This window comes from Rufibacter glacialis (genome assembly GCF_008271745.1).
GTDB classification, from domain to species: domain Bacteria; phylum Bacteroidota; class Bacteroidia; order Cytophagales; family Hymenobacteraceae; genus Nibribacter; species Nibribacter glacialis.
The window spans coordinates 787,261-800,906 of sequence record NZ_VKKZ01000020.1; the positions used below are offsets into that span (position 1 = coordinate 787,261).

The 13,646-nt window shown below is 48.7% G+C and carries 4 protein-coding genes; all 4 read right to left on the reverse strand.

The window, feature by feature from the left end:
* Nucleotides 1-3: 3 nt before the first annotated feature.
* Nucleotides 4-3,288 (reverse strand): hypothetical protein, encoded by a 3,285-nt coding sequence (locus FOE74_RS11475; RefSeq protein WP_149098727.1) that lies wholly within the window; start codon nt 3,286-3,288, stop codon nt 4-6.
* 18 nt (nt 3,289-3,306) lie between these two features.
* The gene (locus FOE74_RS11480) at nt 3,307-6,849 is read right to left on the reverse strand and encodes a DUF6603 domain-containing protein (protein WP_149098728.1); all 3,543 of its coding nucleotides are present in this window, start codon (nt 6,847-6,849) and stop codon (nt 3,307-3,309) included.
* An 11-nt stretch (nt 6,850-6,860) separates the two neighbouring features.
* Nucleotides 6,861-9,332, reverse strand: a complete 2,472-nt coding sequence (locus FOE74_RS11485; RefSeq protein WP_149098729.1) for a metallophosphoesterase family protein — start codon at nt 9,330-9,332, stop codon at nt 6,861-6,863.
* Nucleotides 9,333-10,349: 1,017 nt separating this feature from the next.
* On the reverse strand, nt 10,350-13,604 hold the full coding sequence (locus FOE74_RS11490; protein WP_149098730.1) for a tetratricopeptide repeat protein: 3,255 nt from the start codon (nt 13,602-13,604) through the stop codon (nt 10,350-10,352).
* Between the last annotated feature and the right edge of the window lie 42 nt (nt 13,605-13,646).

Here is a 13,646-nt window from a genome sequence, read left to right on the forward strand (position 1 = left end):
ATTTTAGCGCAGCCTGGAAATAGTAATATGCTCCAGAAGGGTGATCACCTTTGTTTTGTCTATCACCTCCGGAACTTTCACGTCTAGCATTTCAGTAGCATGAATGGCTACCATCACCGGTCTCTGGAATAAAATGGCGGCCATGTCGGACGAGCTTTTTCCCCAGATTCCGGTAGCAGGATCATTGGGCGCGGTAAAGGTAACGCCCGCCTTCACGGTATTCCCGGGCACCACCTCGGGTCTCAGGAACTTGATTTCCCGGGCCCCGAAATTCTCCCACGAAAGGTCGTTCCAGGTTATTTTATCGGGTTCATTCGGGTCAAAGGTGACGTCCATCCCAAACCGGGGCTCGCCGGGCACTTCGGCCAGAATAAAGAACCAGCCAAGTTTATCGGTGAAGTTGGGCGTGGCTTTCAACCCTGCGGCTTCCTCAATGGTCAGGTCAAAGCCCAGCAATTTAATGTCAGGGCCAATCTCTGCCTGGTACAAGGGGAACTTCACCTCCTTCTGGTAGGCTTCTGGGGTGAGTTCCGTATGGATGATCTTCTTGGTTTCTTTAGGGAAGGCCTTCTGCGCGTAAATGACCGTATTGGGAAATTTCTTCAACAAATCACCCCTGATCACAAAAACCAATTGCTCAGTATCGCCTTTCGCATCTCTGGCATTGTGTTTCCCTAAGACACTTGCCCCCGGCCACATATGGATGGGTTTGATGTCTTTCAGGCTGTCAGCGTCTTTGGGGGTGGTGTCTGGGGTCACAAATCCGCTCACGTCCCAGAACTGCCTAAAGTAACTTCCCCGCATATCGGTGGGGTATTCCCGCCACAGCAGTTCCTTTCCCATTTCATAGTTCAGCCCCATGAGGTAGGCCTCAATGAACTTCTGGTTTGTTTTGAGCAGGGAGAGGGTGTTATTGGGAATCAGGTGCAGGTTGGGCAACAGAAACTCCTTGTCCAGGTCCACCAGATACTTGTAAGACGCCTCCGGTATATCGGGGTACGCCATGGCTTCCAGAAACTCCTCTTTGGGAATTTTAACCATTCCTTCGGGAAACCTGATCCGGGCATCTTTCAGTTTTTTAAAAGATAAGGAAGGATCCAGGTTGCTTTTGACCTGGGCTTCCAGAGAGGCTACTTCCAAGACCGGAGCCAGCGTTTTCACCTCCTGGAATTGGTACCTGACGTTGGTATTCAAGTAAGCCTGGTTCACCGCTTTGGTAAAAACCGTTTTATCTAATTTGTTGATGGCCGGTGAAACGGTAGTGATTGGCCCCCGGTCCACGATGATAGGCCCTCCCGGTCTTCCTCCTGTACCCGTAGGGTCTAAAAGAATGACGGGGCCTTTCGGCTTCGTGCCTCCAGGCCTGAGAATCAAAGGGCCATCAGCCTTGCCTGGGACTGGCTTTAGATCATCTGCCTTTAAGATAAAGGGATTAGGGCCTTCTGCGTTTTGGGGAGTTTCCCGTTTTATGGGAATATTTCCCAAATCTTTGACCACGACGGGTTTGAAAGGTCCTTTCCATTGTTTTACCTCCGGAAAACCACCTTTGAAATTGGGGATATTGTAGGCAAAATCGTCTTCCAGATTGGATTGCCTGCTCCAGACAGCGAGGGTATCCAAATTAGTAGGCGGCTCAAAAGCCGTAATACTGTTCAGCAGATCAATTCCTCTGAAAGTCTGTTTCGCCTCCGTGGTAAGGCCATTGACCTTGTTCATTTGCTGGATCAGGGCGGTGTTCCGTTGCAGGACATTCCCAAGGCCTTTGGTAAAAGAGGTATTGTTTCTGGTGATGCGCCGGAAGCTTCCCTCAAAGACCGCTTTAGGCAGAAGGCTCTGCTCCACGGCCAGCTTGACCGTTCTGGACCCGGCTAAGATTCTGGCGGCAAGGGGCTGCGTGAAGCTCAACAGGTCTTCTGAGGTTCTTTTCTCCACAGTTTTCCGGTACATAAAGGTAGAAACGGCCGTGGTGAACTGGAAAAGGCGCATTTTCTTGTTGGCGTCCTGCACCTCACTCAGCTGTTTCCAGGCCCGGTCCATGAATTTTTCCTGGTTCTCCTGTACCACCCTGGCCCCAAAGCCGGCCGGCACCCGGTTCCTGGGGTCTCTATTTAAATCATTGTACCAGACCTCAGAAGCTGTATCGGCGGCCGGAATCACTTTTTTGCCGGGGATCGCCGGGTCCATTTTCATGGCGTGGTACATCCCGTAATAGGGAATGGAAACATAGGGGTCTTCCAGCGGATTTTCCTGCTGATACAGGTTCAGGTTGAGCAGCTTCTGCACCTCGGCAAAGAAAGGTTGCGGGGTGTCCTTCGGCGGAAAAACAGTTGATTTGGCGTTAGGGGCTTTCATGGCTCCTTCCAGCATCATGACCGGAGGCACCGGTGCGGACACCTCCTTGTTTTGATCTGCCTGCACAAAAGCGGGCTTGGAACAATCCATGGGCCGTACCCCCACCCGCTCGTCCATGATACGGGGTTCCAGTTGCTTGACCAGAAACTCAAAATCAAAGTTCTGGCCAGTCCTGAAATGCCAGCGGTAGTAAATGGGCAACTCCCCGTCTGGGGAAGGCCAGGAAACCTGCTGGGCCTTTACTCCAGCCGTAGGACGGCCTAGCCCGGTTAAGCGGCCGGTTTCATAACTAGGCACCAAAAATGCATGGTATAGCACATTAGGCGCCAGTTTACGCGGGCACAGAATCCTGCTGTACACCCCGTCTGGGTCTCGTTTGGCATCTTCTTCCAGGTCATCTAGGAAGGTCTCCAATTCGGATTTCTCATGGGCCAGGTTGGAATGCATGTGGGCCCACAGGTGCAACTGATCAGCCGGCGGCAGATTGGTCTGATCCAGCACTTTGATGGATGGCAACGGCTGTCTTCTGGTGGTGTCTTCAAATTCGCCTTCTTTGAGGACCACCAGCGCCAGCCAGGGCCTTTGATGGTCTTTGTTGGCCCCGGCAGGAGAGGCAGGGGTATATCTCCAGGGAAAGTCCTCGTCATAGAATTCAATGTAGGGCAGCAGGTTAGGTTCATAGTCAGCGATACCCAACAAAGGCTCCGTCCGGATGATCATGCTGTTCTGGATGCCGGTCACGTCACCGGGGCCAATCAGCAGAAAATCCTTTTTCAGCCCTGAATCTCCCACCGCACCATTGACCTGCACGTCAATGGAAATCTGCGCCCTTTCCACCTTGTCTCCGGCAGACGCCCCCAGGGTATCTGTCTCTTTTATATTCCTGGCGATGCCCCTGCGTGCCCAGGAAAGGAACTGGTATTTACCGAAACTCATACGTTTTGGGTCTTAAGGTTAAAGAGCGAGCTCGAAACTTTCTACCACCTGAATTTTATCTGCTAACGCCGGGTTGCCCTTCACCAGAGAAGCGATGTGTTCTTTGGCCTCTACCAGGGTGCTGGCCCTAAAGCCACCCGCAAAATCAGTGAGGTTAGACGTGTTGGCAATGGCAAACCCTACCGGATTCACTTCTACTTTGGCAGGGCTGTTGAGGGGGCGGGTACTCGTCTTGCCCCAGCTTAAATTAGATTTTGAAACCGCTGATTGCCTTACCAGGTGCCTGAAAGCCAGATCATGGACGGGGAAAAACACCTGGTCATCATCTTGGGTGTAATTCAACTCATAGTTCATGACTACCGGTTTCAGGTGGGGTTTGGCGGTCAACAGCTTTCCGCTGTCTTTGAGCTTGAACCCGCTGTCCAGCATCTCAAATGATTTCCTGGACAATTTTTCGCTTTCACTTAATTTGGTGAAGTGCCCCGGCGCAAACATCTCCTTCTCAGGATCAGTGGCCTGTACTTCTGTGTCAATTAAGACCTTGGAGATGGTGATCAGGTTCTCCTTGCGCGGCAGTAAGCTGCCGTATTGCTCCATCTTGTAATTGAGCGGGATGGTGCGCTGACTGAACCGCAGTTCTCCGTAGGGATACAGCACCAGGGGAGGATTTTCCTCTTCCTCAAAGCTTCTATGGGAGACCGCCTGGTGCTGGGTTTCCGGCAATTCCGCGCGCCAGTTCCTGATATCTTTCAGCTCACTTTTCACCTTGCCCAGAAGATCTTCGGTGGCTTGATCTATCTTCACAGGGCTATCTCCCCAGGTGGCATCAAACCCGATGGTGACATCAAAAAACAGCAGCCCGAAGGTTACCTCCCCTACAATATGCCAAGGCGTGGTACCGGAGAGAACCCCTTTGAAATGGATCCCGAACAGAATGCTGGTGTTTTTCCGGATGGCCAGGGTGGCTTCCAAAGAGATGGTGAACCCGAATGGATCAAAGATGAAGATGGCGTCAAAGGCCAGCAACCCATACAGGTTGAATCCCATTGGCCCGGCTGCCAGCAGTTCCAGTTTAGCCCCAAATTGCAGGGAATTGGACGTGATGGCGAAATAGCACTCTATCGTGAGCCGGGGGTTGTTGCCGCTGAGCAGGGAAAGCCCGATCCGCACCATGTCACGGAAGGCCGAGGGCAAGGTGGGAACGGAAGGATAATCCCGGAAATCTGGGTGGAACCCGCCCACGCTGATGGCAAACACGCTTTGGTTTCCCCAGGCCACCGCAAACGCCAGACTGCCCGTCAGCGGAAAACCTACCAGCATGGAATCAAATAGCTGGGCTTCAAAATAGATGAATTTGTTCTGGAAGTCCATCACCCCTAAAAAGTTGACCTGCAATTTGAGCAAGGCCGCTTCCTCAGTGGGGAGTTTGGTGCTGATCACCCCCAGGATCAGAATTTTAGGATCAGGTATCTCCACCATGAGCCCCAGCTCGATCTTGATGAGGGTAGGCGTTCCCCACCCTATCTTGGCCATCAACCCAATCAAAAACTGCCCCTCCCTAATAGGGAAAATCTGTTTCAGGTCACTGATGATCCTGGGCAGGTTTCCAATGACATCTTCTGGGAACAGGACACTCTTGATGGCATTGGTCTTCAACCCCAGGCGAAGAGTTTCTACCTGTACGGTTCGGTTGAGCCCCAGCAAGCCGCCTACGCCCAGCAAGGTGAAGCCAAAGGGCAGTTGCATGGGAGCGAACTCAGCGGTGATGATCACGATCATGGAAAAGCCCTTGGAGCCGTCTGGCATGATGGTGTTGATCAACCCCACGGCTTTCAGGGTGAAGGAGTTCTTAAACTCCAACTCCAGGGATCCGAAGTATTCTCCCCGAGGCTCATCTATGTACAGGAACCCACCGCCCTTGATCACTTCAGCGTTGATCTTCACTCCTACGCCGTTGGGCATTTTGAGACTTGGCACAAGATCATATCCGCCTATGCCGCCGGTAACAGTCCGTTTATTTAAATTCAGGTTCATTCCCAGCCGGCTCACGGCAAGCGTTAGCACCGGCCCGAATTTCAACCAGAAATCAAGGGACGTTTCCAGCACAATATTCTCAAAATTGCCCTGAACCCCAGTCTTGACATTCAGCACCTCCAGCCCCACCACATTGCCGATGTTTTTGTGCAGCGGCAGCCGCAGGTCAATGGCGTTTAGGATCATTTTGGCCAAACCAGCCACTAAACCGCCTTCGCCCCCAGAGGCACCTGCTCCTGCTCCTGTTCCACCCCCATCGCCGTCTCTGGAAAGGGCCGAGGTAGTGGTACTTGTCTTGGCGGGCGTACCGGCACTGCTGTCCCCGAAAAAGAAATTGCGCTGGAGCGAGTACCCGAAGGAAAGCGGTATTTTCTCCTCTACTTTCTCAGGAAGCTTGTCAAACGGAAAACCGGTGAGGCCCCCGCGCCCGAAAAAGAAAGGCATCTCTGATTTGAAATACAGCACAAAGTCATCTGGGGTAATCTTGAGGCCAAGGCCGTAGGTGCCAAACCCTATCTTGATAGCTGGCCGGTTGAACATAGACCACATAGAGGGCGTTTTCCGCTCATGCTTGTATTCTACCCCCAGGTGGTTATTCAGGCCCAGGCCTTTGTCTGGCTGGTTACCAATCCGGAAGATTCCTTCGCCGGCGGCATCAAATTTCACAGACTTGCCATCCCCCACAGAAAGAAGGTAATTTAGTATCCCGGCTTGGTTCACCAGCAGGGAAACCCCGCCATGGTCATTGGGAACCCAGGAAAGGGTGTTGTAAAAGGTGGTTTCTGCCTTGTCTGCCGGGGTAATGGTGATGGAATAGCTGAGGGTACGGTCTGTGATGCTGTCCGCGACCGGGGTGCGGGTGGTTTTCACGCCCTCAAACCCGTACCAGGATTCTATCTGCACAGTTTCTATCCCGTACTTCTCCAGCACCAACTTGTCCAGCAGAAAGAAGCCGGAGCCCAGCAGCAGGAAGATGCAATCAGATACGGTTTTCGCGTCCTCTTCGGTGGCAAATTTATCAAACCCCTGGCCCAACCGTTTGAAATAGCCAATCAGGATGTCTTTGACAAACTTGATGGAGCCGCCTTCGGCCGCCGTTTGCCGCCCTACCACACTGATCAACTGGATCACACTGTGAAACGTGGGCCTGCGTCTTCTGATGTAATCAATCACCAGGATATTGGTGAACGTGTCCAGGGCTTCTGAGGCGGCAAAGTTTTTGTCCTCTTCTGACACCGCCGCGGCCCTGAAAAAGCCTTCCAGGCTCAACATGAGTTGGGTCAGGTTGGCCATGGCGTCCGCTAACAGGATAGCGTCCACCTCTTTTTTCTCCTTGTTGATGTATTTGTCCAGGCTTTCCGTGGAAGTGGCGTCCGGGCCTTGGCTGGTCTCTTTCAAACCAAGGCTGTTGAGGAATTCAGTGCGGGAAGCCGGATCGCCTAGCAGCTTGATGCCGGGCGAGAGAATATCCCTGACCGTTTTGAGGATAGATTGAAAAAGGTCTTTTTCCTGCGTCTTTTCAGCCATGGCCGTAGAAATTATACCAGTTGCGGTCTTTTGGTTTCATCTCCCATGGCCTTCAAAGAAGCCACGTGCTTGATATGCGCTCCAACTGTCCTCTCGGCCGGTTTTCGGTTGCCTTTTCTGAAAAAGAACTCATGGTGCACTTTCCAACTGGTACCGTCTTCTTCAAAGGTGATTTTACTTACATTAGAGGGCCAGATGAGCCTCCGGGACACTCCTGAGATAAAGGTGTCCTGGTGGCGCTGCACCACCTTCTGGTAGCCGGTTTTGAGCGATTCCTGGTTGGTGGGGATGATGTCTGTTTTGATGTGTTCATCTGGTCTTTCTCTCTCATCTGCCAAAAACCGGAGCCGCCAGCGGTAGTCCGGCTCCACATTCACTTTTGCCCCGGTCTGCCAGCCCGCCGTAGGAATCACCGCCAGGTCTTGCCGCAGCCGGTGCCTGTTCCGGATGCTGACCTTCCCGGTAACGGAGAGGACTTTGCCTTTCCAGCCTACTTTTTCCAAATCGGCCCCAATACCGGTGAAGATCTTCTGGATGATGGCTGATTTGAAAAAAGCCAGGTTCTCCATCCAGGCGTTTTTGGAGGCACTGGAGGTTAACTGCAGAATTCTGCCCGAAGGCGCTGCGTCTGTCCCTTTCCAGTAATCCAAGACCGCGGTAGAGCCAAAATGGACATCCCCAGACAGCAGGAGCACCTTCTTATAGGTATTCAAGCGCTCAATCAGGCGTTCAAAGGCGGGTACATTGAAGGCCCAGGACTCTAAATCAAATTCGATTTCCCCGGCAATCACCCCCACTTCTGAGCCCTCACTATCCTTAATGCCCACCACCGCAGCAGCCGCCGGCTGAATCAATTCTTCAAAGCTGGCTAAGCCCAGTACCGGCACCGGCGACACGACCATTACAAAGGGAGCCTCAGGATTGGGCAGCACCTCCGGTAGTTGAAGTTTCAGCTCGTCTGCGGGTATCAAGCCCGGAGATGCGTTCAAGGAAGGGTATTCCCGGCTTGTTCTGGTGTTGAGCACGTAGGTTTGTACCGGGCCGGTGGGGAAGTTATAGTGCCATTTGACTTTGGAGGCTTCGCTTCCCATTCCCAGCAAGGTTTCCATGGGCCCAATGACTTCGCTCCTGAGGGTGTCTAACCCGGTTTGAGTGGCTACCCGGTCGCAGTATTCGGCGGTGAGCCTGAGAAACCTGGTTCTCTCTGTGAGGGTGGTGGTATCTTCGCCGGTTTCTTCAATGGCTTTGTATTCTGAGGGTACGTTGCCCCAATCCTGGAAAACGGCATAGGCCATCAAGCCATTCCGGATAATGTCCCGCCCCAGGGGTTTGGAATATACCTGGTTTCTCCAACGTTGGGTTAGATTCCAGTCGTCGGTTATTTCATGGTCATCAAAAATCATGTAGCACGGCACGTTGGCCATTACCCGGCTCACCTGGGGCAGTACCTTCGCAAAATTCGCTACTTCCTTCAGCTCCCGTTCCAAGGTATTCTTGATTTTATCCAACCATTTGGTGTATTTTTCACTGGAAGGGCTTCCCTTCAGAATCTCGGTTAATTTCTCATGGTACACGTACTTTTTAGCCTCGCCCATCAGGTTGTCTACATCCTTCATCAAAGAGAGAAAATTAGGATCATCTAATGTTCCGGTGCCTTCCAGCAGGTCTTTGGCCACGCTGGCTATTTTTGCTTTGGTGGGCTCTTTTAGAATCTCATTGATTCTCCGGTAGAAATCCTCATTCCAGGACCTTAGACTCCAAGAGTTCAGATACACGCCGGCGAATTCTTCAAAACTCATGAGGTGGCACCCGGCGGCCCCGCTGGTAAAACCGGCGTACGTATTGATCACATGCTGCCGCAGGTACGGGGGAAAGGTGACATGCTCGGCCGACAGTTCTTCGGTTTTACTGGTGGTATCTACCCTGATGGCAATGGTTTCTTCGCCCACCCGAGAGGTATCTCCCTGGGTACCGGCAAACCGCAGCAAAATGCCGGCTACATCATCTGCATAAATCTGGTCTCCGGTGAGAAGCAGTTGCTGCGGTCTGTTTTTTATCTGAGGACTGGTTTCCTTGGAGTAAGATTCCAAAACTGAATCCAGGTAGGCGAGAGCGTCATCTCCCTGGCCATGCATTTTTCGGCAAGAAGCCTGCGCAATGAAAAGGTCTTGGGGTTTTTCTGCCGGAATGGCAAAAGAAGGCAGGATATTGGATTTGTACCCTAAAGCTTTCTGCGGCACCGGGGTGTCTGCATCCGTTAAAAACCCTTCGGTGCGTAAATTCCCCTTTACTGCCACCTCTTGTTTATCATCAATCAATAGGTTATAGCTATAGATTTTCCCGGCCTGCAGGCTCACCGCCCCTATTTCAGCCGTCACCACTGCTATCCAGAGATTTTTTCCGAACTGTACCGTAGGGGCTTCGTTTTTGGTTGTTTCAATGAGGGTGGCGGTGGTGGTCACCCCATCTTCCCCTACTTCCACGTGGTCTCCTTGGTAAATTTTAAGGGAACAATGGAAATTACTGGAACACGCCAGCCAAACCGAAACTGACTTCTTTTCCACCCTCCTTAAAATAGGGCCGGCAATTATTCTCGGGAGTGACATAACCTTTAAGGAATATGCGGATGGAGAAGATATAGTATCCTATTTTCTACCTAACAGGGTCATGTAGCTAAGATAAGTACACATGAACCTGTATCAGCCGAATCGCCTAGCCAAACGTGTCGTGTTATTGACAGCAATCCTCGGGGAATCTTGGGGGGGGTAGTAATATGAAAACCGTCTTTTAAGCCGGAGGTGACTATATTAAATTAAGGCGATGAAGAGCGTAAATCAATACTTACTAATGGGTATAAATCCGAAGATTTAAACAAAATACCTTTAAAAAAACCCGCTTCTGATTAAACAGGGCCCTCTTTGTACTCCTTTCTACCATAGGAACTAAGGGAATCGGAATTGAAATTGCCGGTAAACCTTACCCCTCTACCTTAAGGAGTCCACTTGCTAAAAAGGTCGGTAAAGGATGATAGCTAACCATACCCTAACAGGAATTGGGATCCAAAGAATGGAGAAGGTAGAGGGGAAAGCTTTTCACTTGCTATCAGGAGGAAAAGTGCATAGGGAGGTATTCTGCCTGTCAAGCTTTCAGATACCCCTTCATGAAGGTTGAGAATCTTAATAAAAAGAAATAATAGGGAGCATTTCTTATATCTACTATTATCTACTATCTAAGGTCTTTATCTAGGATGCCAATCAAGATGAATTTTGCAAGAAGAAGAGCGCTAAAAGATCTCCTCTATCCTGAACTTAGGGGCTATGCCTTACTATAGAACTCTTTTTCACCCAAGCGCGATTTATTACCTTAATACAAGTAGAGACCTTGCCTTATTTTAATATACTAAACAATTGGTGGTAGAAACTTAAATCATTTGGTATCTAGAAAAACCGTTCATTTCCTTTTTACCTAAGGAAGACCCATTTATATAAAAATTCTAGATTTTAATAAGATTGCTGAAGTTCATCTATCCACCTCAACGCATCCCTATGGGCTTGTTCCACTATGCTCTCTGTCGCTGATTGGTATCCCTTTTCCCAAGATTTTTGATAAGCTTGATGGCCAAGGGTGGACTCAAGAAGTTTCAAAGTTTTAAGATCTTCCTCATACTCCAGCTCCGGTAAAGTAGCTTTGGCCGCCTCACGTAATTGCATGGAGGCACCGAATAAAATCACACTTTCTCTGGGCTCTTTTAGGGAAAAAGCAATATTGGCTAAACCCTCCAAACATTCAGCTACTAACTGCCTCCTTCCTAATTCCTGGTGTTTTACCAGGCTTAAGTCAAAATACTGTATAGATTTGATGTAATCATTTTTAGCATTTTGATAATTGCCTTTTGATTTGGAATTAGCCAGATGGTAAAAAGCGGCGCCCAACTCTTTATAGTTTAAGGCTTTGCCCCATTTATCGGTTGGTCTTTGTAAGTCTAAAGCTCTATTAAGGAAGTCTATGGCTTCTGTAAACTCTTGTTTTTTGTAGGAAAGAACTCCCAAGCAATTAAGCGTCAAGGGTAAGCCCCACCTGTCACCGAATTTTTCCCAGATATCATAACTTTGATTATAAAAGACTTCTGCTTTTTCATAATCTTTTTCTGCCGTCAAAACCCTACCTAAATCATTCAGAGAAAGGGCTTTCCCCCATTCATCTAGCAACTCTTCAAATAGCCGTAGACTTTCTTTCAGCACCCATTTCGCGTCTTTATAATTTCCTTGGTTTAACAGGATAACCCCTACTATTATCTTGCAGTATCCCAGCCCACGCCTGGCATCATCTTTCACCTTTGCCTCTGCATTGAAGTCTTTTTCATATTTCCCCCATATTTCAATGCTTTCATTGAGTTTGGAAAGTGCCATGGTATAATCACTTTGGAGAAATGCCAACCCACCAGCACCGTATAAAGCCTTGGCACGTGAAACGGAAGAATCAGAACCGGTTGTCTGATCTAACAAGGCTTCTAGCCACTTGCGCCCTTCACTTAAGTGACCTCTCAGGTTCCAGAACCAGAAAAGGTTTCCGGCTAACCCTAAACCTAGTTGACACATGTCTGCATTTTCCAAACACCATTCTAGAACTGCTCTGAAATTCTCATACTCCAGATTCAGTTTATCCAGCCACCTACCCGGACCTCTTTCCGCACTGGTAAGCTTTGTTTCTGCCTCTGCGGCAAAATCAAAAAAAAGGCGGGAGTGGATCTCTTTGATGAAGTACATCTCACCATTTATTTTCAAGCGTTCAAGGGCGTAGGACCTGATAGTCTCCAGCATACTATACCTGAATTGCCCGTCAAACTGAATCTGGGTTCCTTTTTTCAAAAGCCTTTTGCCCACTAAAGATTCTATGGCATTGTCAATATCTTCATCAGACAGGTCGTTAATTTTAGACTTATTTGTGCTATTGAAATTGCTCTGCTTGATTTTCTTAAAAAAGCACTTTGCCATAATAGGCGTAAAACCTCCTTCAAAAACCGATAGAAACCGGAAGACTTGTCTTTCCTCGTCCTTCAAAAAAGAATAATTCCAACTGTTTGTTTCTTGGATTGTCTTATACAGTTCAATGATATTTAGATAGGTGTTACTGTTATTCAAGAAGCCACTGCTTTTTATTCTTTTCAAGACAACTTTAGGTTCTACCTTATCTATATGGCTTGATATGGTTTCTATGGCTAAAGGGAGGCCCTTTGTTCGCATGCAAATCTCCGCGACCTCCCTAGAATTGGCTTCTGTTAATTCAAAGGAGGAATTGAATTCTTGGGCACGTTCCACAAAGAGACTGATAGAACAGAAATTAGCAATCAGGTCCTCTGGAGGCAAAGTCAGGTCGGCTGGCTTAGGAAAATTTAAAGGGAATAACTTAATTACGTTCTCCTGTTCAATACCAAGTTTGCATTGGCTGGTAATAAGCAGTTTTAAATTCTCACAATTTGCCTGCAACTCTTGAATAAAATCATTTGCATCCAGTAAATTCTCAAAATTATCGAGCACCAATAAAAAGCTTTTCTTTTTCAAAAAATTAATCAGGTGACGAGGAGATTTGACCTCAGGGAATTCAACTGTGGGGGCAATTTCCGTGGGAACTTGTTTAGGGTTAAGTACAGAGGCTAAGGGAATAAAACGAACGTCTACATCGGCCAATTCTTTCGCTATTTCAATAGCTAACCGTGTTTTGCCTATTCCATTACAGCCTGTCAAGGTAACTATCTTACTGCCATATGGGCGGAAAAATTCCTTAATTAAGGCTTTCTCCTCATGCCGGCCAAAAAATTTATTGACAGGGATAGGAACTTCACCAGAGTGTATTCTTATAATTGGGGACCTCTCATCTAAGGTTTTCTTTCCGTAAGAAGCTTTGTTAGGGAAAAAAGGAATTTTGGCAATATCACCCTGCCTCTGGTCAGGAGAATGCACTTCTGGTTTTGGGGCTGCTCCACCATACTTGTCGACAAGATATTGCTCTGTGAGTTCAGCTAGCGTGCGCAGTGACATATAGTCAGGATAACACCTTTTTCCAGAAACCAAGGCAGAAATCAATCCGTCTGTAAACATGGTGGTACTGCCATCTGGAGCAATGAGAGCAGGTTTGGTATGATTAGAAGAGCAAAATAAGGCGGTTCCTTTTTCAGGCACTACTTCCAGAACATCTTCTCCGGTACCTACCTCCTTGAAAACTTCGAGAGTCTGTATGGTGGCAGCCTTTTCTGCCAATCCCATAAAATCCTTGGCCGCAGACCCTGAGAAGCAACAATCAAGGATAACCGTCTTACGAATATGACTGGCAAACTCTTTTAAAGTAAAGGCTAGTGAGCGGATCCCGATGGAAGTGGGACCGGGATTACTTCCTTCTGTTCCCTTGATAGCCAGGTAATATTCCTGTCCCCTTTCGACAAAATCACCGTGACCGATATAATAAAAGATCAAGTCCTTTGCCTTGCTTCCTGATGCACGAAGACGATCAATGCCTGATTCAAGGAACCGAGCCATCTCTACGTGGATATCTGAAGCGGAAAGAGGAGTGTCAAAAAAATCCAGAAAATTTTCCTTAGGGACATTGAAGTGACTCATGAAATAGTCGCGCACGCTGTTAGAAGCATGCATGAAGGCATTTATCCCATTATTGAAGTTTATGGCTTTTGGATACTCACTTGCGCCAAGTAAAATCACCAGGGTGGTTTCACCAGTTGGCTTGGTCTTAACAGTTGCCATATCATTAAGTCAAAAAGTTTTCCTTTACGTATTTACTATGAA

What these genes read in the sequence shown, in the direction of transcription:
- FOE74_RS11475 (WP_149098727.1), bottom strand. Translation starts at nt 3,288, where the DNA reads ATGAGTTTCGGTAAATACCAGTTCCTTTCCTGGGCACGCAGGGGCATC.
- FOE74_RS11480 (WP_149098728.1), bottom strand. Translation starts at nt 6,849, where the DNA reads ATGGCTGAAAAGACGCAGGAAAAAGACCTTTTTCAATCTATCCTCAAA.
- FOE74_RS11490 (WP_149098730.1), bottom strand. Translation starts at nt 13,604, where the DNA reads ATGGCAACTGTTAAGACCAAGCCAACTGGTGAAACCACCCTGGTGATT.